This is a genomic window from Picosynechococcus sp. PCC 73109 (assembly GCF_001521855.1).
GTDB lineage: Bacteria > Cyanobacteriota > Cyanobacteriia > Cyanobacteriales > MRBY01 > MRBY01.
The window spans coordinates 553,898-572,657 of the sequence record NZ_CP013998.1 but is presented as its reverse complement, the minus strand read 5'-3'; the positions used below and the strand labels follow the sequence as shown (position 1 = coordinate 572,657).

Annotated in this window: 18 protein-coding genes; 8 read left to right on the top strand and 10 right to left on the bottom strand. The window is 49.6% G+C overall.

The genetic code is table 11. The features are described from left to right. The first annotated feature begins 83 nt into the window (after window positions 1-83). On the top strand, window positions 84-1,424 hold the full coding sequence (locus tag AWQ23_RS02700; RefSeq protein ID WP_062432266.1) for a nicotinate phosphoribosyltransferase: 1,341 nt from the start codon (window positions 84-86) through the stop codon (window positions 1,422-1,424). Here the strand turns inward: AWQ23_RS02700 and AWQ23_RS02695 are convergent. Further along, the gene (locus AWQ23_RS02695; protein ID WP_062432263.1) at window positions 1,421-2,764 is read right to left on the bottom strand and encodes a 16S rRNA (cytosine(967)-C(5))-methyltransferase; all 1,344 of its coding nucleotides are present in this window, start codon (window positions 2,762-2,764) and stop codon (window positions 1,421-1,423) included. The genes AWQ23_RS02700 and AWQ23_RS02695 overlap by 4 nt on opposite strands. An 84-nt stretch (window positions 2,765-2,848) precedes the next feature. On the opposite strand from AWQ23_RS02695, the gene AWQ23_RS02690 reads away from it, so the two are divergent. Continuing rightward, a complete protein-coding gene (locus tag AWQ23_RS02690; RefSeq protein ID WP_062432260.1) occupies window positions 2,849-3,541 on the top strand; it encodes an HAD family hydrolase in 693 nt (230 codons plus the stop codon). A 499-nt stretch (window positions 3,542-4,040) separates the two neighbouring features. On the opposite strand, the gene AWQ23_RS02685 is transcribed toward AWQ23_RS02690, so the two are convergent. The 5 genes from AWQ23_RS02685 to pilM form a co-directional block, all read right to left on the bottom strand. Next, on the bottom strand, window positions 4,041-4,625 hold the full coding sequence (locus tag AWQ23_RS02685; protein ID WP_062432257.1) for a transposase: 585 nt from the start codon (window positions 4,623-4,625) through the stop codon (window positions 4,041-4,043). Between the two features lie 79 nt (window positions 4,626-4,704). Continuing rightward, a complete protein-coding gene (locus AWQ23_RS02680; protein WP_062432254.1) occupies window positions 4,705-7,089 on the bottom strand; it encodes an AMIN domain-containing protein in 2,385 nt (794 codons plus the stop codon). Between the two features lie 232 nt (window positions 7,090-7,321). Further along, window positions 7,322-8,128 (bottom strand): hypothetical protein, encoded by an 807-nt coding sequence (locus AWQ23_RS02675; protein WP_062432251.1) that lies wholly within the window; start codon window positions 8,126-8,128, stop codon window positions 7,322-7,324. A gap of 50 nt (window positions 8,129-8,178) precedes the next feature. Beyond that, window positions 8,179-8,910 (bottom strand): PilN domain-containing protein, encoded by a 732-nt coding sequence (locus AWQ23_RS02670; RefSeq protein WP_062432249.1) that lies wholly within the window; start codon window positions 8,908-8,910, stop codon window positions 8,179-8,181. A 4-nt stretch (window positions 8,911-8,914) separates the two neighbouring features. After that, entirely contained in the window at window positions 8,915-10,018 is a 1,104-nt protein-coding gene (pilM, locus tag AWQ23_RS02665) for a type IV pilus assembly protein PilM (protein ID WP_062432248.1), read from the bottom strand. A gap of 212 nt (window positions 10,019-10,230) precedes the next feature. Here pilM and AWQ23_RS02660 point away from each other — a divergent pair, with 212 nt between their 5' ends. The 4 genes from AWQ23_RS02660 to AWQ23_RS02645 all read left to right on the top strand — a co-directional run bounded on the left by AWQ23_RS02660 (window position 10,231) and on the right by AWQ23_RS02645 (window position 13,505). Beyond that, complete coding sequence (locus AWQ23_RS02660) at window positions 10,231-11,511, top strand: ABC transporter substrate-binding protein (protein WP_062432246.1); 1,281 nt, start codon at window positions 10,231-10,233, stop codon at window positions 11,509-11,511. 120 nt (window positions 11,512-11,631) lie between these two features. Continuing rightward, window positions 11,632-12,075 (top strand): DUF3531 family protein, encoded by a 444-nt coding sequence (locus tag AWQ23_RS02655; protein WP_030007109.1) that lies wholly within the window; start codon window positions 11,632-11,634, stop codon window positions 12,073-12,075. Then, window positions 12,068-12,742, top strand: a complete 675-nt coding sequence (locus AWQ23_RS02650; protein ID WP_062432243.1) for a RibD family protein — start codon at window positions 12,068-12,070, stop codon at window positions 12,740-12,742. Before AWQ23_RS02655 ends, AWQ23_RS02650 begins: the two co-directional genes overlap by 8 nt. A gap of 31 nt (window positions 12,743-12,773) precedes the next feature. Continuing rightward, window positions 12,774-13,505: an ATP-binding cassette domain-containing protein gene (locus AWQ23_RS02645; RefSeq protein ID WP_062432240.1), complete on the top strand. Its 732-nt coding sequence runs from the start codon at window positions 12,774-12,776 to the stop codon at window positions 13,503-13,505. Between the two features lie 7 nt (window positions 13,506-13,512). Here AWQ23_RS02645 and AWQ23_RS02640 read toward each other — a convergent pair whose 3' ends face one another. Further along, window positions 13,513-14,313, bottom strand: a complete 801-nt coding sequence (locus AWQ23_RS02640; protein ID WP_062432229.1) for a response regulator transcription factor — start codon at window positions 14,311-14,313, stop codon at window positions 13,513-13,515. Window positions 14,314-14,532: 219 nt separating this feature from the next. Continuing rightward, window positions 14,533-14,883 carry a DUF4870 domain-containing protein gene (locus AWQ23_RS02635; protein ID WP_062432226.1) on the bottom strand — a complete coding sequence of 117 codons (351 nt, stop codon included), beginning with the start codon at window positions 14,881-14,883 and terminating at the stop codon, window positions 14,533-14,535. Window positions 14,884-15,074: 191 nt separating this feature from the next. Here AWQ23_RS02635 and AWQ23_RS02630 point away from each other — a divergent pair, with 191 nt between their 5' ends. After that, entirely contained in the window at window positions 15,075-16,175 is a 1,101-nt protein-coding gene (locus tag AWQ23_RS02630) for an IS4-like element ISSysp2 family transposase (RefSeq protein WP_062432013.1), read from the top strand. Here the strand turns inward: AWQ23_RS02630 and AWQ23_RS15695 are convergent. Both AWQ23_RS15695 and pheS read right to left on the bottom strand, forming a co-directional pair. Then, on the bottom strand, window positions 16,108-16,719 hold the full coding sequence (locus AWQ23_RS15695) for a TM2 domain-containing protein (RefSeq protein WP_232308951.1): 612 nt from the start codon (window positions 16,717-16,719) through the stop codon (window positions 16,108-16,110). The two genes, AWQ23_RS02630 and AWQ23_RS15695, sit on opposite strands and share 68 nt — an antisense overlap. A gap of 90 nt (window positions 16,720-16,809) precedes the next feature. Beyond that, the gene (pheS, locus tag AWQ23_RS02620; RefSeq protein ID WP_062432223.1) at window positions 16,810-17,817 is read right to left on the bottom strand and encodes a phenylalanine--tRNA ligase subunit alpha; all 1,008 of its coding nucleotides are present in this window, start codon (window positions 17,815-17,817) and stop codon (window positions 16,810-16,812) included. A gap of 99 nt (window positions 17,818-17,916) precedes the next feature. On the opposite strand from pheS, the gene surE reads away from it, so the two are divergent. Continuing rightward, on the top strand, window positions 17,917-18,750 hold the full coding sequence (surE, locus tag AWQ23_RS02615) for a 5'/3'-nucleotidase SurE (protein ID WP_030007103.1): 834 nt from the start codon (window positions 17,917-17,919) through the stop codon (window positions 18,748-18,750). Window positions 18,751-18,760: the final 10 nt, after the last annotated feature.

The following is an 18,760-nucleotide window of genomic DNA, read 5'->3' as shown; positions in this document are numbered from 1 at the left end:
CATTCACCCCTAAAAGCAGCCGATCTAGATTTTTTATTGTAAAATAAACACTAAATTAATTCATTGGAGGCGAAAGACGCACCATGGCTGGGAAAAATTTAGACATCACGGCCCAAGACTACAGTCTATTAACGGATCTTTACCAGCTCACCATGGCAGCCTGTTATGTGGGGGAAGGGCTGGCGGAGACGCCGGCTTGCTTTGAAATGTTTGCCCGTCGTTTGCCCGATGACTTTGGCTATCTGGTAACGATGGGCCTAGAGCAGGTTTTAAGTTACCTAGAAGGATTACGGTTTACAGAAGCGCAAATTGACTATCTCCGCAGCACCGGGATTTTTGAACAAGCCCCAGCCGCCTTTTGGGATTTACTCGCCACGGGCCGTTTTACGGGGGATCTTTGGGCGGTACCAGAGGGAACCGTGATTTTTCCCCAGGAGCCGTTTTTGCGGGTGGAAGCCCCCCTGTGGCAAGCCCAGATTATTGAAACGTTTGTGCTCAATGCCATCAATTACCAAACCCTAATTGCAACACGGGCGGCACGGATGCGTCACATTGCGGGCGATCGCCAATTATTAGAATTCGGCACAAGGCGGGCTTTTAGTCCCCAGGGGTCTACCTGGGCAGCGCGGGCGGCTTTGGCTGGCGGGTTAGATGCCACGTCCAATGTTTTAGCCGCACAACAGTTGGGGATTAAACCCGTGGGAACGATGGCCCATGCCTTGGTGATGGCGGTGGGCACCCTCGAAGGCTCGGAGGATGATGCGTTCCGGGCGTTTCACCGTTATTTTCCGGCGGCCCCTTTGCTCATTGATACCTACGACACCGTGGCGGCGGCGGAGCGTTTAGGTAAGGCGATTCAAACTGGCGAAACCCATCTAGCGGGAGTGCGCCTCGATTCGGGGGATTTATTAACCCTCTCCCAACAGGTGCGGCGAGCATTACCAACGACGGTGAAAATCTTTGCCAGCGGTGATCTCGATGAAGTGGAAATGGCGCGGCTCCAGGCGGCTGGGGCAACCATTGATGGCTATGGTTTGGGGACGAAATTGGTGACAGGCGACCCAGTTAATGGCGTGTATAAATTAGTGCAAATTGGCGATCGCCCCACGATGAAAAAGTCCAGCGGAAAAGCCACCTATCCGGGTTGTAAGCAGATTTTCCGCAATCTAGAGGCTGGCCAGGATCGCCTCGGTTTAGTGAATGAAGCTCCCCAATCAGGAGAAATGCCTCTGCTCGAAAAAGCGATGGCCCAAGGAAAACGCCTTGTGGCCCCAGAGGATTTAGCAACCATTCGCCAACGAACGACGGCTAACGTGCGCCAACTGCCCGATGAAGTAAAACGTTTAGAAAATCCTGAGACCTATCCCGTCACAATTTCTGAATCCCTGCAAACCCTCACCGAGGCGATCGCCCAATCCCTCTAGGCTGGCCGTTGCAACTTCACCATAAAGAAACCATCCATGTCGTGACGCTGGGGTAAGACCTGAATCCAACCCTGTTCCTGGGCATAGGGAAAAGCGGGTGAATCGGGGCTAGGGGGAATAATCTGCCAGTCTGGGTGTTCCACGAGAAATTGGTTGGCGATCGCCTCATTTTCTGCCGGATTGAGGGTGCAGGTAGCATAGACTAAATAGCCTCCCGGTTTGACCCAAGTCGCCCCCGTGGTAAGCAGTTCTCTCTGGAGTTGGGTCAGTTCAGCAATTTTCTGGGGGTTTTGTTGCCAGCGGATATCGGGGCGTTTGTGGAGTGTCCCCAATCCCGAACAGGGCACATCCAGCAGCACCCGGTCAGCCATATTCCGAAACTGCGAATAGGTGCGACTGTCACCGATGAGGGTGCGGATCATCGAGAGCTTGAGACGGCGGGCATTTTGCTCAATTTTATTAATGCGAGCTTGATATTTATCACTGGCCCAGATGGTGCCGCGATCCTGCATTTTTTCGGCGATGTGGGTCGTTTTGCCGCCGGGCGCTGCACAGGCATCGATAATTACTTCCCCTGGTTGGGGATCGAGCAAGTGAGTCACCAACTGGGCGCTGGCATCCTGGATTGTCCACCAGCCTTCTTTGTAACCCGGTAAATCTTGGATCAAACCCCGTTTTTCGACTAGGCGTAGGGCATTGGGTAAATTGGCGATCGCCTCGGCTTTGACCCCTGCCTGGGTGAGTTTATCTTGGACAGCAGCGACATTCGCCCGGAGGGGATTTACCCGGAGATCCAGTTGGGCAGGCCGATTAAACCATTGACAAAGCTGTTCCGTTTCCTCCGCTCCAAATTGTTCAAGCCATTGGCCAATCAGCCATTCCGGAAAACTATATTGCAAAGCTAGCCGCTCTGCCGCTGCCTCTGGTAACTGGAGCGGATCACTACCTTTGTCCCGTTGCCGCAGATAACCGCGCAGACAGCCATTTACCACCCCTGCCAATTGGCCCAGCTTGTTGGTTTTCGCAATTTCAACGCTGGTATTGACCGCCGCCGAGGGGGGAATTTGATCTAAGTAACGCAGTTGGTACAAACCCAGTTGAAGGAGTACCCGTAGGTCAGGCGGTTGTTGATCGATGGGCCTTTTCCCTAGTTGATCAATGATTGCATCGAGGGTTTTTTGGCGACGGACAGTACCATAGACCAATTCGGCAACTAAAGCGCGATCACTCCCGGTGAGGTTACTTTTGTGGAGGACTCGATCAAGGGCCACATCGGTATAGGCATTGTGGTACATGATTTGCCGGAGGGCGAGGAAGGCGAGTTGGCGGGCTGAAGACATTAAATCCGATAAAAACGTAGTAGGTTGATTATCCCCCATTGCTGACCTATGCTAGTCGCCATAAATTTTATAGGCAGTGGTGTAATGGTCAGGTTAATTTCGGATTTTGATGGGGTGGTCGTAGATCTGTCGGAACGCTACTATCGTGTTTATCGCTGGCGGTTAACCCAAGTCGCAGAACCAGAGCAAACGTTATCCCCCTTAACAAAGGAGGAATTTTGGGCCTTGAAGCGACAAAAGACTTCCCAGACCGATATTGGTTTGCGGTCGGGTCTCCGGGAAGATCAGTTGCCAGAGTTTAAGCGGCTCCGGGATGACCATGTGCATCGACTGGAAAATATGGTGCACGATCGCCTGATTGAGGGATCATTAGAAGCGTTGACGGCGGCCCAAAGCTTGGGCTGGGAAGTGATGACTGTTACCATGCGTCGTTACAGTGAACTGGACAAAATTTTGCAGCTTCATCCGGTTTTGCAGGATATTTTTCCGGGCGATCGCCGTTTTTGTTTACCCGACTCAACGGATCGCAACCAAGATTTTTATCAAAAGCCGTTGCTCATGGGAGAAAGCCTTGCCCGACTGCGTCCCAAAGAGACCACTTGGATGGTGGGAGATACGGAAGCCGATATTCGCTCGGCCCAGAGCCATAATATTCCCGTGATTGCAGTTCTTTCGGGGATTCGCGATCGCCAATTATTGGCCGCCCACAACCCAGATTTCATTGTGGAAAATTTATGGGAAGCAGTGCAACTGATCCGAGAACAGGTCGCTAGTTAGCATAGAAAAAAAGCTATGTTATAATTTTGGCGCTTTATTGGGGCTGTGGCTCAGCAGGATAGAGCAAGCGCCTCCTGAATCTTTCGGGCAGCATGGATCGGAAACGCCATGGCTGAATGTGGTCAAATTCAAGGAAGCCTAAGTGATGAAAATTTCCATCATAGGGTAACCCTGAGCCAAGCCTTTCGGTGCCTCGCCGGAGGAAGGTGCAGAGACTAGCAGGTTGGTTTTGGGGAAAATTTTTTTTGAGGATCTTGTACGCTAACGTTTGTAGCGAAAGGTCATCGCCAACCCAGCATAACGGCCACCACCTACGGAAACTGTAGGATTTGGTAACCAAATCCTGAGTTCTAGGGTGAAGAGATAGTCCAGAGAGTTGGGGAAACCCACACCAATCTGAAGCGCTAGGTCGCCGGTTCGAATCCGGCCAGTCCCGTTTTTCCCGTAGGGATTTGGAGACCAAATCCCATTATTATGAAATCCCCTGGCAACCAAATCCCTACCATTTCGATGGGATATTGGGGTGTAATTGGTCGGTGTGCCAATTGTAGGGATTATTTTCTATGTATTCTCTGAGGATATTGAGAAATTTTTCATGGCGAATAATGTGCTCGTAATAGTTTTTTTGCCAAATTTTTGTCCCAACTAGACCGCGTTTTTGGTTGATTTTTTTCGTTGTTTGATATTTAAAATAGGCGATGATTTTGCCGAGGTTTGTTTTTTGTTCGTAAAAAGGGCGATCGCCTTTGTTATGAATGGCGTTAAAAGCATCTTTTGGCGGTGGCACAGGGAAATCTGTCGTTTCAGGTTCGGTACAAATTAAGATGCCATGAAAATGATTGGGCATAATCACGGCGGCATCAATTTCTAGATTTTCAAAATGTCTAGGCAAATAATTCCAAACTTGTTCAACAATTTTTCCATACTCGTTTAACTGCAATATTTGATTTGTGATCGTTCCCAATAAACATTCACGACCCTGCACACAAATTGTCACAAAATACGCGCCTGCCCGGTTGTAATCATAGGATTTCAAACGAATGGAGTGCCGATGATGAATTTGCGGATTATATTGATTTGCCATCGCAATAACCGTAGGGATTTGGTTTCCAAATCCAAAATAATAGAAACCAAGGGCATGGGAACCAAGCCCCTACGGATGGTTAACGGGTGGGGAAACGGGCATTGTCTAGCATTTCACGGGCTGTTTCGCTGGGTTGATAGCTATAACCCCACATAGCATTGTCCGAATCATCAACAACCTGGGGGGTAATAATAAAGAGCAATTCACGACGGCTGTTTTCTCGCGTGGTACTTCTAAATAAGGCTCCAAGAATAGGAATATCACCCAAAATAGGTACCTTAGAAGTCGTTGTTAAATCCCGTTCATCAATCGCCCCGGCCAAGATCAATGTTTGGTTGTCACGAAGGCGTACTGAACCGGAACTAAGAATACTTTGACGCTTCAAAGTTAAGATATTTTCACTGTCACCAGCTTCAAATCTTACCTGATTTCCAGGGATTGATACCTCAGGCGTTACGTTCAAAGTAATGAAACCGTTGTCATCAATATTTTCTACGGTAATCGGCACGACTAAACCGACTTCAGCTAGAACAGGTTCGGGTAGAGCAGTAGATGCATTGTTGCCGTTCGTATTATCTCCCGTCGCCGCCACAATTCTCACATTATTAACGATCTGATCCGTAACACGCAATTCACCCGTTTCAGTTTCTTGAATGATTAAAGTAGGGTCAGCAATAATTTTAGAGGTTGTATTACGCAGTAAGCCAGCAACCAAATTACCGATAAAGTTAGTTCCTCGACCAATAGAATTGTCTTTCTGCACCCCGAGTCCTTGGATAGAGAGGCTAACATTTCCCAAATCATCAACTGTACGAATTACTGCGGCAATCTGATTTTCGTTGAAGGGGGGATCACCTTCACCCGGCGTAGGTATAGTCTCACCTGCAATTTGAAGAGCTTGCCTAATTGGCCCAACAAAAACTGTATTTGCAGGATCTAAGCTATCGAAAGCATCAAAAGCCTCTCCAAAAGAAACCTCTTGATTGCCTTGCTCAACAACAATTCCAGCAGGGTTAAACTCAGAAAAAATGCTACTACCTCTGGAAAGATCACTGGGAGATAAAATTATCCCGTCTCCAGCGCTAATTCCAATACGATCTTCAAGCAAGAGTTTAATATCAGAAGAGATAGAGCGATTTCCCGTGAGTGTTACATCAATAATTTTGACGTTTACTGCTACTTGCCGCTGACGAGCATCTAACTGTTTCAAAAAGTTGCTTGCAATCTCAATCGTCTTCGGATCACCCGCTAGCGTAATCGCATTCAAGCGTCCATCTGTAAGAATATCCAAGTTACTGAATTTAGCGAATAGGCCTTCAGTTCTCTCTTCACCGACACATTCCCTCGTCGTTTCCCGCGTCACTGAAGAGCTTTGTGATCGAGTGCCGATCCCACCACCTTCAAGGCTCAATGCTTCCCCCGTTGATTCTACTTCTCGCTCTTCGGTAACGGTTTCAGTGATACTAGAGTCCCCTGTCAGCAAAAAACAACGAGCTTCCTCTGCTGCCGCCTGATTCAATCGGAAGCTGCGGGTAATCCTGGGGGCGATCGCAAAGGGCAGATTTCTCCCGACAAAAATTGTGTTGCCATTTCTCACAGCATTGAGGTCACCAAGCATTAAGACGTAGTTAAAGACATCTTGCACAGGTGCATTTTGCATATCTAAAGAGACGGTAACAGGCGGCGCTTCACCTTCCCCGGCAGGTGCTTTTACATCATTGCCCACAACGATATTGAGGCCGGAAGCGCGGGCCAACAGAGACATCACATCCTCAATGGGGGCTTCCTTTAGTACGAGACGGGGGACAACCGCGTTCGTTTGTAGATTCACATAGCTAGGCAGGGTCGTATCAATTGTCGAAACCGCAATATCCCCCACGGGTGGCGCACTGGCCCTTGGTAAAAACGGTGGAATTGGGGCTGTCGGTTGGAGAAAATTATTTTGATTGTTACTGCTGGGGGTACTCTGGGCCAACAAGGTCGGTTCAATGACTGTGGAGGGCTCTGTGACCTGGGCCGTTTCTGTCGTGTCTGCTGTCGAGGTGGTCACATTGAGCAAAATGCTATTGTCATCCTGGCTGAGGATTTCCCCTTTTGGTGCTGCCACTTCCCCTAGGGCGACGATTTTGACATTGCCTGGAGCCGACTCCATCACCTCGATGCGCTCAATCCCAGGTAAAGGATTATCTTGGCTGAAAATATCCTGTCCATTGCCGAGATCTAACCGCGCGTTCGCAATTTCTGCGATGAGTACCCGGTCTTTTTGGGTCGTCGAAATCTGGGGCTTCTCACCAGACAGATTTGCACTCTCTGGCGCAAGACTGAGAGCGAGTTCTAGGTTGCCATCCCCTGGCCGTACCGCCAGTTCTCGTACTTGTATATTTGCTGCCTGGGCTGGGGTAACTAAAACTGTTGTAGAAGCAACGACACCAGCGACGACTCCGGAATAGGACTTGATATTCACGACAGAAAATCTCCACACACACTAATTAAATGTAATCGAAAAACCGAAATGAATCCCGCTTGAAATTAACAATAATTTTAAAAAACAACCCTAAAAATCCAAAATAATTAGCAATTTAAAATAAGTTTTGCTAATAATGTCTTCAGAAATTTGTTTTGAAACCAAAATTAATGGTTCCTATGCCGCTAGTTTACCTCCCTATCTCCTCAGCAAATTGTTTTGACCTCGAAACCTAGCCACCATTCTCTGCAGGTTGTTCCTCTTGACCTTCTTCTCCCTCGGCTGGGGCGGCCTCAGCAGCTAATTCTGCTTGTCGGGCAGCTAGCTCTTCCGGGGTCGGGGCAATGAGGGCATCCACCACAAAGGAAACCCCTAGCTGGGCTTGGGATTGTGTTACCAAACGGCCATTTTCGTAGCGGAATGTCGCTGGTTCAGCCACCGTCGTCGAAAAATTACGCAATACCAACAACGGCTGCAACACATCGATGCTCGTGAGCATGGACTCTGCTTCTGTGTAGGTCATATTATCGAAGCTGACGTTAAAGGTTTGGTATTTCAGCTTATTTTGGGCAGCTTCACCGTAGGTAACGGCATCGGTAATAAATTCGGGTTTAGGTGGTGTCGGCTCGTAGCTTGTTAGTTGTACATTGCTGGCTGTGAGGATCCGGTTGAAATCAAGCAAAAAAGTCTGCATTTGCTTGTCTTGACCATAGGCATTGAGAATTTCGGTGGCAATCCGTTGCTCGTTGGCTAATTCCACCTCGCGCTGGGCAATTTGCTCTTGGATATTCCCGGCGCCTTTTTCTTGTAATTCTGCTTGTTTTGTCTGGAGTTCCTGTTCGAGGGTGCTGATTTCCCCTTGGATGGGCCGAACGAGAAACCACCATAGTCCGGCACTGGCCCCAATGCCGGCGATCGCCAACATCGTCCCTAAAACTTTTGAAGTGAACTGAATCCCAAAAGCTTCAAAAAAGCCCTGTTCCTGACCAACCATGGTCATTTCCGTCATCGTTTGCCGGAACTCTTCTGCGTATGTCATCGGTTGTTGCTCCTCCTCACAGTGTTGATGAATATCGAGATCGTTAAATCCTAAAAGCTACTCCGCAAGCGTTCGGCCATCCCCCGTGCCCCCTGGCTGTCTAGGGTGCGAATCACCTCTGCATCGGTGAGGTCATTGAGGGAGATTGATACCGTATAGTCCACCACCTGGGGCATGCTAAAAGAAGCAACGGGCCGCGGAAAATCCACCTGGGCAGTGGTAATCGGGTTATCGACTAAATTTGCACTGACAATATAGATTTCTTCCCCTTGCAGCAAAGGCGATTCCGGCAGGTTGAGAACAAAATCATTCACTTCATTAAAAGTGCGTGCGTTACCCCGTACCAACACTTGATTATCCGACTGCTCGAAGGAGGTGATCTTGAGACCGGGTGGGGTTAAATCACCCACTTCCCGCAAAATGGCCGACCAGGGCTTAATCCTCGTTTGCAGCACATCTACAAAGGCTTGGCTTTGGGATTTATAGGTATCAATTTCTTGTTGAATTTGCTGTAATCTTGCCTGCTGGGCATTGGCTCCCTGGAGCTGTTGATCGACAACGGCAATCTCTTCTTGGATGTTCGCTTTTTCACGACTTTGCTGGAACCATAACAGACCCACCACCGCCAAGGCCGCCGCAGTGACCGCCCCACCGATAATTAGTGGCTTTGGCTCTTGGCCCGGAATCACCCCAGGTTTGCTCACCAGACGATCGGCGATCGCCATCGAAGAATCTTTCGTTAAACCACGGTCTTTCAGGAAATTAATATCTAAACCATACATAGCCTTATACCTCCCGGAGTCCTAAACCCAATGCAGTGCCCAAGGATGGCCGTTGCACCTTGGAAATTTCTTCATCAACGTCAATAGACAGCGCCTCAAACGGATCAATTTGAATCGTCGGAATGCTGAGACGCTGCGTAAAAAATTCATCCAGTTGACTAATCCCACCACCAGGGCCAGCCAGCATCAATTGGGCCACTTCCAGCTCACCACTCTGGTTGAGATAAAAATCAATGGAACGGCGCAATTCGTCTGTCAGTTCCCCCAGAACGCGCAGGAGGGCCGCCATCCCAGGGTTAATGCCCGTGGCGCCGGTGCGCGATCCTTCCATTGGTGTGTTGGGAATGGTCATCCCCTGGAGAAGTTCGATGTCGCGGGGGGCAGGTAAATTCATGGCGCGGGATAGGGCATTTTGTAGTTGCGAAGCGCCGATGGGTACTGTCCGGGAAAACTGCGGCACCCCATCGACCACAATGGCAATTTCGGTACAGTCAAATTCAATATCAACCAAGACCACCGCTTCCTGGGAGCTAAACTGCCGTAGTTGCTCACGAATCGTCCGGAGGAGGGCAAAACTATTGATTTCGAGGATATTGATCTCTAGTCCCGCCTGGACAATGGTCTCCACATAGGCGTCGGTCACTTCTCGCCGGGTGGCCACCAACAGAACTTGCACCTTTTCAATGCCATCTTCATCTTGGAAAAACCCAAGTTTTTGGTAATCGAGATCCACTTCTTCGCGGGGGTAGGGCAGGTAGAGGCTTGCTTCGTGGTTGAGGACCATATCCCGCAGTTCGGCATCATCGAGTTCGGCGGGGATCGGGATCAGGCGGATAATTGCCTCCCGCATGGGCACGGCGGCCGTAACCTGTTTGGCGCTGATGTTGTTGGCGCTGAGGGTATTTTGGATCAGCTCGGCGAGGGCGGGAACATCAACAATTTTTCCTTCTTCAAAAATGCCTTCGGGGACGGGTTCGGTGATGTAGGTCGCCAGCTTATAGACCTGTCCCTGTTTTTTGAGTTGGACAATGTTTAAGCGTTCCGTTGAGATCTCGATGCCAATCCCTTTACGCTTTGGTTTGAAGATATTTTTGAAGAAATCTAGCATAGGAAAATGTTCCGAAAGGATGACCTATGGAGCCATCGGTGCTAACCACCCATACCCCGGTTGCTATTAAATTTAGCTCAGTTTGCCGAAAGTAAATAACAATCGCAAAAAAGGGAGCAATTTTGCCCCTGAAGCTGTCTGGATAATGGCATGATCTGAAGGTCAATTCAATGTGAGTGATCACTGCGGCTGAAATTGGGAGGAAAGTTTTTATGTTTAATGGTCTCAAAGGGCTACGGCGTGGACTGTTTGTGGGGGTGAGTTTGGTGGCGATCGCCGCCTGTCAGCAGATACCTGGGGGCAATGGCAACACCCCAGAAACGGTCGAATTTTGGACAATGCAATTGCAACCAAAGTTTACAGATTATTTCAATGAATTAATTACGGCCTTTGAAACCGAAAATGCGGCAGAAACGGTGCGCTGGGTAGATGTCCCTTGGTCAGCGATGGAAAGTAAAATCCTGACGGCGGTTTCGGCGCGCACGGCTCCGGATGTGGTGAACCTCAATCCTAATTTTGCTTCCCAGTTGGCCAGTCGTGATGCTTGGTTGGTGCTGGATGATCGTCTGACGCCAGAATTGCGCGATCGCTATTTGCCGAAAATTTGGCAGGCGAATCAAATCAACGGCCAAACCTTTGGTATTCCCTGGTATCTCACGACCCGGATTAGTTTTTATAACGAAGATTTATTTGCTGAGGCGGGCATTGACGCTCCCCCTAGCACCTACACAGAGTTGGCGATCGCCGCCCAAACGATCAAAGAAACAACTGGGAAATATGCCTTTTTCGTCACCTTCGTTCCCGGTGACTCCAATGAAGTCCTGGAGTCCTTGGTACAAATGGGAGTCACCCTAGTCAATGCTGATGGTTCTGCGGGCTTTAATACCCCCGAAGGCATTGCTGCGTTCCAATACTGGGTCGATCTTTACCAGGCGGAATTATTACCCCCAGAAGTGTTGACCCAAGGCCATAGCCACGGTATTGAACTCTACCAAGCTGGGGAAACGGCGATCGCCAACACTTCCCCCGAATTTATCAATACCATCCAGCAGAACGCGCCCCAAATTGCTACGGTATCCGTCCCAGCCCCCCAAATCACCGGGGAAACAGGTAAGAAGAACGTCGCCGTAATGAACCTTGTGATCCCCAAAGATAGCGACGATCCAGAGGCTGCCCTCGATTTTGCCCTCTTTGTCACAAATACTGAAAATCAACTTGCCTTTGCTGAAGCCGCCAATGTTTTGCCCTCTACCCAGGCCGCAGTGGAACAATACATTGCGAAACTCGCCACCAGCGCCGCCACTGATAGCCTCAGTTTGGCCCGGAAAATTAGTGCAGAACAATTGGCTGATGCTGAAATTTTGATCCCCGCCCAGGAGAATCTCACGGAACTGCAAAAGCTTATCTACGAGAATCTCCAAGCAGCGATGCTCGGCCAAAAGACAGTCCCCCAGGCGGTGGCTGATGCGGCAGCAGCTTGGAATGCCCTTTAACTCTCCCAAGAGGGAATCCACCCTCCGCCCGTTGAGCACCTCCCTCCAGGGAGGATGTTTCTTGGTTTTTTGCAAAACGTTTATACTGACATTTCTCAAGCCCTATTATCCACAAACAATATGGAAGTCCAATTTCGCGAATTTTCCCCCTTCGACCTCTGGATTTGGTTGGAGTTTGACCATGTGCCTTCGGAAACAGAAAAACAATATGTCGAAGAGCTATTTGACTCTTGGTTTTACATCGGGAAATTAGGGGGCTTTAATGCGGAGAATCTCCAGATCCAAGAAACCGGGGTAGATATTAGCTACCTCACCTACGACGAAGACCAAGCGGATAATGCGCTGATGGCCCCAATGCACAATAAAGGGGACTTTGAATATGAGGGCATTTGGGGACGTTGCTGGTTTGATTTGGGGACGAGTGATCTCATTGCTTTAGATGTCTTGGTTAATGCCCTGAAGCAGTTAAGCAAGGATTTTGTGGATCTGCGCCGGATTGTGGTGGGAGGCGAAAATGAAGATTGGCCCATCGAACGGGATGAAGCTGACAGTTGGTATGCATAAGCAGCGACCCCTGGTAACAGCGATCGCCGCTATGAGTGCTGACGGTAAAATTGCCGATTACAGTGGCGCTCCAGCGCGGTTTCCTTCGGCCCAGGATAAGGCTCACTTGGAATGGTTAATTGCCCAGATGGATGCGGTAATGTTTGGGGCCAATACCCTCCGCGCCTATGGCACAAGTCTCCCGATTGGCGATCGCCACCTATTGCAACAACGCCAAGACCGCCACCAACCGCCCCAACCGATCCACTTTGTTTGTTCTGGCTCCGGCAATCTGTCCCAAGATTTACCTTTTTTTCGGCAGCCCCTCCGCCGAGGTCTTTTAACCGCTCCCGAACAACTCCCCCGGTGGGCGGAATTTCCAGGTTTTGAGCAAATTATTGCCCTAGATCCAGCCGGAGCATGGCAACCAACTCTCACAGAACTGAGGCAACGGGGGATTGAAAAGTTGGGCCTGTTGGGAGGGGGAAACCTCATCGCCAGCTTCGCGGAGCAAGGCTGCTTAGATGAACTGTGGCTGACGGTTTGTCCTGTTTTACTCGGCGGAACAGCGGCCCCCACCCCCATGGCAGGCAATGGTTTTTTACAGACGGCGGGCTTGACCCTCGAACTTCTGGAATATGAGGCGATCGCCTCGGAATTATTTCTCCATTACCGCGTGAAACAATAACAGCAGCACTCTGTACTCTGGCACCTTATCCATGGCGATTTTAACGGTTGAACAACTCACCCTGACCCTTGGGCCTCGGAATATTCTCCGGGATATTTCCTTTGCCCTAGAGCCAGGCGATCGCCTAGTGCTGGTGGGGCCATCGGGCTCCGGAAAAACGACCCTCCTCCACTGTCTCAATCAACTTCAGAGTCCCACCGCAGGCCGCCTCACCTTCCAAGGTCAGCCCTACAGCGCCTATAATCCCGTTGTCCTACGGCAACACATTGCCCTCGTGCCCCAGGAGGCCCGCCTTTTGGCCATGACCGTCAAGGATGCCCTATGGTACCCACTCCAGTTACGGAAACAATCGGCCCCAACTATCCGCAACCATTGGCAACAGTGGCAAGATCAACTGGATATTCCCCCAGAATGGCTTGATCGCCACGAAGCACTCCTGTCCGGAGGGCAAAAACAATGGGTGGCGATCGCCAGGGCACTCCTCTGCAAACCCCAAGTTCTCCTCCTAGACGAACCCACCGCCGCCCTAGATTTAGGTCGTATTCAAACCTTAGTTGCGCTGTTGTTAAAATATCAGGCCCAATCCAATATCCCTCTGGTTATTTCTACCCACAACCTCGACTTCGCCCAGCAACTCGCAACAAAATTGATTTACCTCGACCAAGGCCAAATCCAGCACCAGCACTACAATCACCCTATTCCTTGGTCAGTCATCCAGCAAACCCTCCAAAGTCGTCAATCCACCAATAGCGAACCGTGGTGACGACCCTCTAACCTTGATTAACCAGCTCACGAATGGAAGTTCGGGTTTTGAGTTTTGGGTGGCTTGGGCGAGTCGGCGTCGGTGAAGGTTCTAAGGTTGCATTGCCATTGCCGAGACCAGACCCAATCCCATCGAGATTGAAGCGATAGCCTACATTACGTACCGTTTGAATCAAATTGGGCTGACGGGGATCCTGTTCAATTTTTTTCCGCAGGGACAACACATGGGTGTCGATGGTGCGGGGGTTATCAATGGCATCGGGCCATGCCCGCCGCAATAATTCTGAGCGACTGAGGGGTTCCCCATTAGCCTGGGCAAGCACATACAACAAACTAAATTCTTGGGGCGTTAAATCAATATACAAACCCCGGAATTGTACTCGCCGCTGCACGAGATCAATGCGCAATTCACCATAATCAAGTTGGAGGGGAGCACTCACCGCCCGAATCCGCCGCGTCAAGGCTTCTACCCGTGCTAAAAGTTCTTGCATCCCGAAGGGCTTCGTTAAATAATCATCAGCCCCGGCCTTTAACCCTGCCACAACATCTTTTTCTGTATTTTTGGCCGACAGGATGAGAATGATAGCCTGGGTATTTTGGCGCAACCAACGGCAGAGTTCGAGGCCATCACCGTCCGGTAATTCCGAGTCTAGTAGCACCAAGGCGGGCATGTGCTGTTCAAAGACACGCCGCGACTGGTTGAGATTTGCGGCTTGGTAAATGGCATAGTTAGCTTGTTGAAGATGCCAGCCAAGCAATGATCTCAAGTGGGGATTTCCTTCGATGATGGCAACAGAGATTAAAGTCACGATGGTTTGACTTCCTTGCGATTGTTGCTCCTACGTTAACAAAGTTAATGTCAACAGATTGTAACCGTGGTTACGTCTTAACTGTTTCTTTGGACTCGATCAATTGCAGAAAATCACAATCTTAAAAATCCACCTAAATGGATCATGTATCTTAATGATTATTTAAGCTGAATTTGATAGAAAAAGGCGAAAGAACGAAGTCAACCATCGTTATTTTAGTTACAAAATATGGATGATAAAAGGATAGCGATATTCTGTTGCTGGGTTGCCTAGAATTTTTAAAATCGCCAGAATTGGCATCACAAAGCTCAAGAGCAATAGGGGAATGGCCAGGATGATCGCAATGGGAATTAGGATTACAGTAGCCGCGCAAAAACCGGCGATCGCCCAACCAACCCAGAGGTTTAGGTGGAGATTGAGGGATTCCCGTGCATTGGCTTTAACGACAGGATCTTCACTCACAACTAACAGGGCGGCCGGAATCCCAATGGAAACAAATGTATAGTTAATGAAAATGGCACCATGGCAGAGACTCGAAAGCAGTTTTCTTTTATCGGGATCAAAGGTCATAGCTTGAATTCTCCTAACTTTAGTAAAGTGGTATTTTTTAAATAAAGGTTAAATTGTTGTTATGAATGTTACGTTTTGAAAGCACGAAGACATCCATTAGTTGTCTAAACGATCTCTGTACAGGACAAAAAGCTTGAAAAGGATAGAGGGAGAGGGTTTGATGGAAATAAGCACAAATCAATCAAGCCCTCATGAATCAGATTAGCGAAATTCGCCGCCAATTGCGACCTCATCTCGGATGGCATGGAGCCAGACTGTCATTTATCGCCCTCTTCCTGGTGGCACTGTTCCGGGCTAAAACCGTCAATCTCGCCGAACTCGCCACCGTCTGGGGAGGCAATGCAGCAGAAGAGTCTAATTACAAACGCATGCAGCGATTCTTTCAGTCCTTTGACGTCAACATGGACAAAATCGCCAGGATGGTAATGAATATCGCGGCTATCCCGCAACCTTGGGTCTTAAGCATCGACCGCACCAACTGGTCATTGGGGACAACTGACTTCAACATCCTAATGCTGTGCGTCGTCCATGAGGGTATCGGCTATCCATTGATGTGGACGATGCTCAAAAAGAAGAGGGGCAACAGCAATAGTACAGAGCGGATGGATTTGCTCGAACGCTTTGAAACCTTATTTCCCAATATCGAGATTGCCTATCTCACGGGAGACCGAGAGTTTATCGGCAAGCCCTGGTTATCGTATCTGATGCTCGATAAGCCTATTCCCTTTCGTCTGCGCCTACGTCAGACCGACAAAATAAGTAAAGGCAAAGGTCAACCCGCCATCGCGGGGTCACATCTGTTTCGCTCCTTAGCCATTGGCGAAACAAGAATACTGCCAGGAAAACGGTGGGTCTGGGGTCGTCAGGTCTATGTCATGGGCACTCGTCTCGACTCGAAACGAAGAGCTAGTAAAAATGAGGATGAGTTTCTGATTATCATCACCACCCATGACCCTCAAAATGCTTTAGCAGATTACCGTCGTCGCTGGGGAATTGAAACCCTGTTTGGAGCTCTTAAGACCCGTGGCTTTTGCTTGGAATCGACCCATTTTACCGATAAGGTGCGTTTGTCGAAGCTGCTGGCTCTGTTGGCCATTGGCTTTGTTTGGGCGATGAAAGCGGGTTTATGGCGACATATCCAAAAGCCGATTCGTATCATCAAGGCCCATGGCCGTCGAGCTCGGAGTTTGTTTCGCTATGGCTTTGACTTATTGCGTCGCTTTTTTACCGCTTCTCCCCAATCTCTACTTGGGTCAGAGTTTCACCCCATACAACTTTTGTCCTGTACTTAGCTAAACGATAAACAATTTTGCCATCGGTGGCACGATTCGTCACTTGCAAAAATTCCGCCCGCACTAGATTTTCTAGGTGGGATTCGAGGATGTTTCTTGGGACTTCTTCAATTTCAAGGAAGCAGTCTAGAAGGGTAACTTCGCCTTTGGTCTGACAAAATTTAAGGATGCGACGATCGAGGGCTTCTTTGGCAATATTTTGATCGACAGGTGTGTCTGGGGCCAAACTGGGAGTCACATTTTGCTGATTGGCGGCGATCGCCTGATCCCCAATATTCACAATCACCTGGGGGGGGATCGCGTTAGGAGTTAAGCGTTTGGACTCGTATCCCATGAGGGCTTTGGTGTTGTACTTTTTGTCAAAATCATCCTGGGACATACTAACCAACACGATTGCTTCGACAAAGCCGACAATGGTGGGAATGTAAGTCCAGAAAAAAATAGCGTAAATAATCCCCCAGCCGATTTCCCCCAGATAGAATTTATGCCCCCCCACACCACCGAGGAAAAAGGCTAACACTGCGGCTGTACTTTTCTGTCTCATGCAGGGTTCTTGGTCATACTAAGCGGACATTGGCAATCAACCAGGCGATCGCCTTTCCCCACTATTGTAGAAACCCTAGTCGAAAACGGCCTAGAACTGACGCAAAAAGCGCAGATCACTGTTATACAAACGGCGAATATCGTCCAGCTTGTGCAGAACCATCGCAAAGCGTTCTACCCCTAGCCCAGCGGCGAAGCCCGTATAAACTTCTGGGTCGTAGCCGACAGCTTTGAGGACATTGGGGTCCACCATGCCACAGCCCATCACCTCCAGCCATTTACCTTGCCATTTCACATCCACTTCGGCGGAAGGTTCAGTGAAGGGGAAGTAGCTGGCCCGGAAGGTCACCTCTAGGTCTTCGCCGAACATCTGCCGCAAAAATTCCTTGAGGGTGCCTTTTAGGTCGGTGAATTTCAAATTTTTATCAATTGCCAGGAGTTCAATCTGATGGAACACGGCGGAGTGGGTCGCATCGACGGTATCGCGACGGTAAACCCGGCCCGGGGCAACGATCCTTAAAGGGGGTTCGTTTTGCTCCATGTGGCGAATCTGCACTGAGGAAGTATGGGTGCGCAATAGGCGATCGCCCGGCAGATAAAATGTATCCTGCATATCCCGCGCCGGGTGGTCAGCAGGGGTATTGAGTGCCTCAAAGTTGTAATAGTCTGTCTCAATTTGGGGGCCTTCAGCGACGGTGTAGCCCAGGCCCACAAAAATATCTAAAACCCGGTCAATGGTGCTCTGGAGCGGGTGCATTTTCCCCAGGGGACGCCCCACACCGGTCATGGTGACATCGAGAGTTTCGGCCTTGAGTTGGGCTTCGATCTTCGCTTTCTGGAGAGTTTCAAGCTTGGTATCAAGAGCCCCCTGGAGGGCTTCTTTAACTTGGTTGGCGATCGCCCCAATTTTTGGCCGTTCTTCAGCGGAGAGTTTGCCCATACCCCGGAGGATTTGGGACAGTTGACCCTTCTTGCCGAGGTAGTTGACCCGCAATTTTTCGAGGGTGTCGAGATCTGTCGCCGTGGCGATCGCGTCGGTGGCTTCCTGTTGGAGCGTTTGCAAATCAGATTCGATTTGGGTCAAAGTAGAAGTGGTCATGCCAAAAAGAGTGCGACTAAACTTGTTTCGATGGTGAAGACCCTAACAGTTTAAACCGTCCTTGATCATAAAAAAACGTCAATTTTTCACCAGGAACCCATGACACCTGCTACGCCACTGAATTTATTAATCAGTAATGATGATGGCATCTCCGCCCTGGGGATCCGTACCCTCGCCAATACCCTCGCCGAAGCAGGTCACCAGGTCACCGTCGTTTGTCCTGACCGGGAACGTTCTGCCACGGGGCACGGTTTAACGCTCCACCGCCCGATCCGCACTGAAATTGTCGAAGGAATTTTTGATCCCCGTGTCACTGCTTGGAGCTGCTCTGGTACACCATCGGATTGTGTCAAATTTGCCCTCAGTGCTGTCCTCAAGGAACGCCCTGATTTTGTCCTCTCTGGCATTAACCACGGCTCTAATTTGGGAACAGATGTCCTTTATTCGGGGACGGTTTCGGCGGCGATGGAAGGGTTATTAGAAGGTATTCACAGCATTGCCCTAAGCCTGGCGGACTATACCAGCCACAATTTTCAACCTGCCGCTGATTTCGCAGTCAAGCTCCTCTGTCAACTGATGGAAAAACGTCCCCACTGGGCGATCGCCAACCAGGATACGCCAGTTTTGTTGAATATTAATGTGCCCAACCTAGAAAAAGAAAAGCTTGCGGGGGTGAAAATTACACGTCAGGGGTTACGCCGTTACATTGAACAATTTCAGAAGCGTCAAGATCCGCGCGGCAAAACCTATTATTGGCTCTCTGGGGAAGTGATCGAAGAATTACCCCAACCGGATGAGCCGAATATTCCCCTAGATTTTCCGACGGATGTCCAGGCGATCGCCGCTGGCTATATCACCATCACGCCTTTGCAGTACATCATGAATGATCTCCATCGCATCCAGACCCTCGCCCAGGAGGATTGGCAGATCTAAATTCTGTGAA

What these genes read in the sequence shown, in the direction of transcription:
- AWQ23_RS15695 (WP_232308951.1), bottom strand. Translation starts at nt 16,719, where the DNA reads ATGAGACAGAAAAGTACAGCCGCAGTGTTAGCCTTTTTCCTCGGTGGT.
- AWQ23_RS02660 (WP_062432246.1), top strand. Translation starts at nt 10,231, where the DNA reads ATGTTTAATGGTCTCAAAGGGCTACGGCGTGGACTGTTTGTGGGGGTG.
- AWQ23_RS02675 (WP_062432251.1), bottom strand. Translation starts at nt 8,128, where the DNA reads ATGACATACGCAGAAGAGTTCCGGCAAACGATGACGGAAATGACCATG.
- AWQ23_RS02670 (WP_062432249.1), bottom strand. Translation starts at nt 8,910, where the DNA reads ATGTATGGTTTAGATATTAATTTCCTGAAAGACCGTGGTTTAACGAAA.
- surE (WP_030007103.1), top strand. Translation starts at nt 17,917, where the DNA reads ATGACACCTGCTACGCCACTGAATTTATTAATCAGTAATGATGATGGC.
- AWQ23_RS02650 (WP_062432243.1), top strand. Translation starts at nt 12,068, where the DNA reads ATGCATAAGCAGCGACCCCTGGTAACAGCGATCGCCGCTATGAGTGCT.
- AWQ23_RS02685 (WP_062432257.1), bottom strand. Translation starts at nt 4,625, where the DNA reads ATGGCAAATCAATATAATCCGCAAATTCATCATCGGCACTCCATTCGT.
- AWQ23_RS02655 (WP_030007109.1), top strand. Translation starts at nt 11,632, where the DNA reads ATGGAAGTCCAATTTCGCGAATTTTCCCCCTTCGACCTCTGGATTTGG.
- pilM (WP_062432248.1), bottom strand. Translation starts at nt 10,018, where the DNA reads ATGCTAGATTTCTTCAAAAATATCTTCAAACCAAAGCGTAAAGGGATT.
- AWQ23_RS02630 (WP_062432013.1), top strand. Translation starts at nt 15,075, where the DNA reads ATGAATCAGATTAGCGAAATTCGCCGCCAATTGCGACCTCATCTCGGA.
- AWQ23_RS02695 (WP_062432263.1), bottom strand. Translation starts at nt 2,764, where the DNA reads ATGTCTTCAGCCCGCCAACTCGCCTTCCTCGCCCTCCGGCAAATCATG.
- AWQ23_RS02690 (WP_062432260.1), top strand. Translation starts at nt 2,849, where the DNA reads ATGGTCAGGTTAATTTCGGATTTTGATGGGGTGGTCGTAGATCTGTCG.
- AWQ23_RS02635 (WP_062432226.1), bottom strand. Translation starts at nt 14,883, where the DNA reads ATGACCTTTGATCCCGATAAAAGAAAACTGCTTTCGAGTCTCTGCCAT.
- AWQ23_RS02645 (WP_062432240.1), top strand. Translation starts at nt 12,774, where the DNA reads ATGGCGATTTTAACGGTTGAACAACTCACCCTGACCCTTGGGCCTCGG.
- AWQ23_RS02700 (WP_062432266.1), top strand. Translation starts at nt 84, where the DNA reads ATGGCTGGGAAAAATTTAGACATCACGGCCCAAGACTACAGTCTATTA.
- pheS (WP_062432223.1), bottom strand. Translation starts at nt 17,817, where the DNA reads ATGACCACTTCTACTTTGACCCAAATCGAATCTGATTTGCAAACGCTC.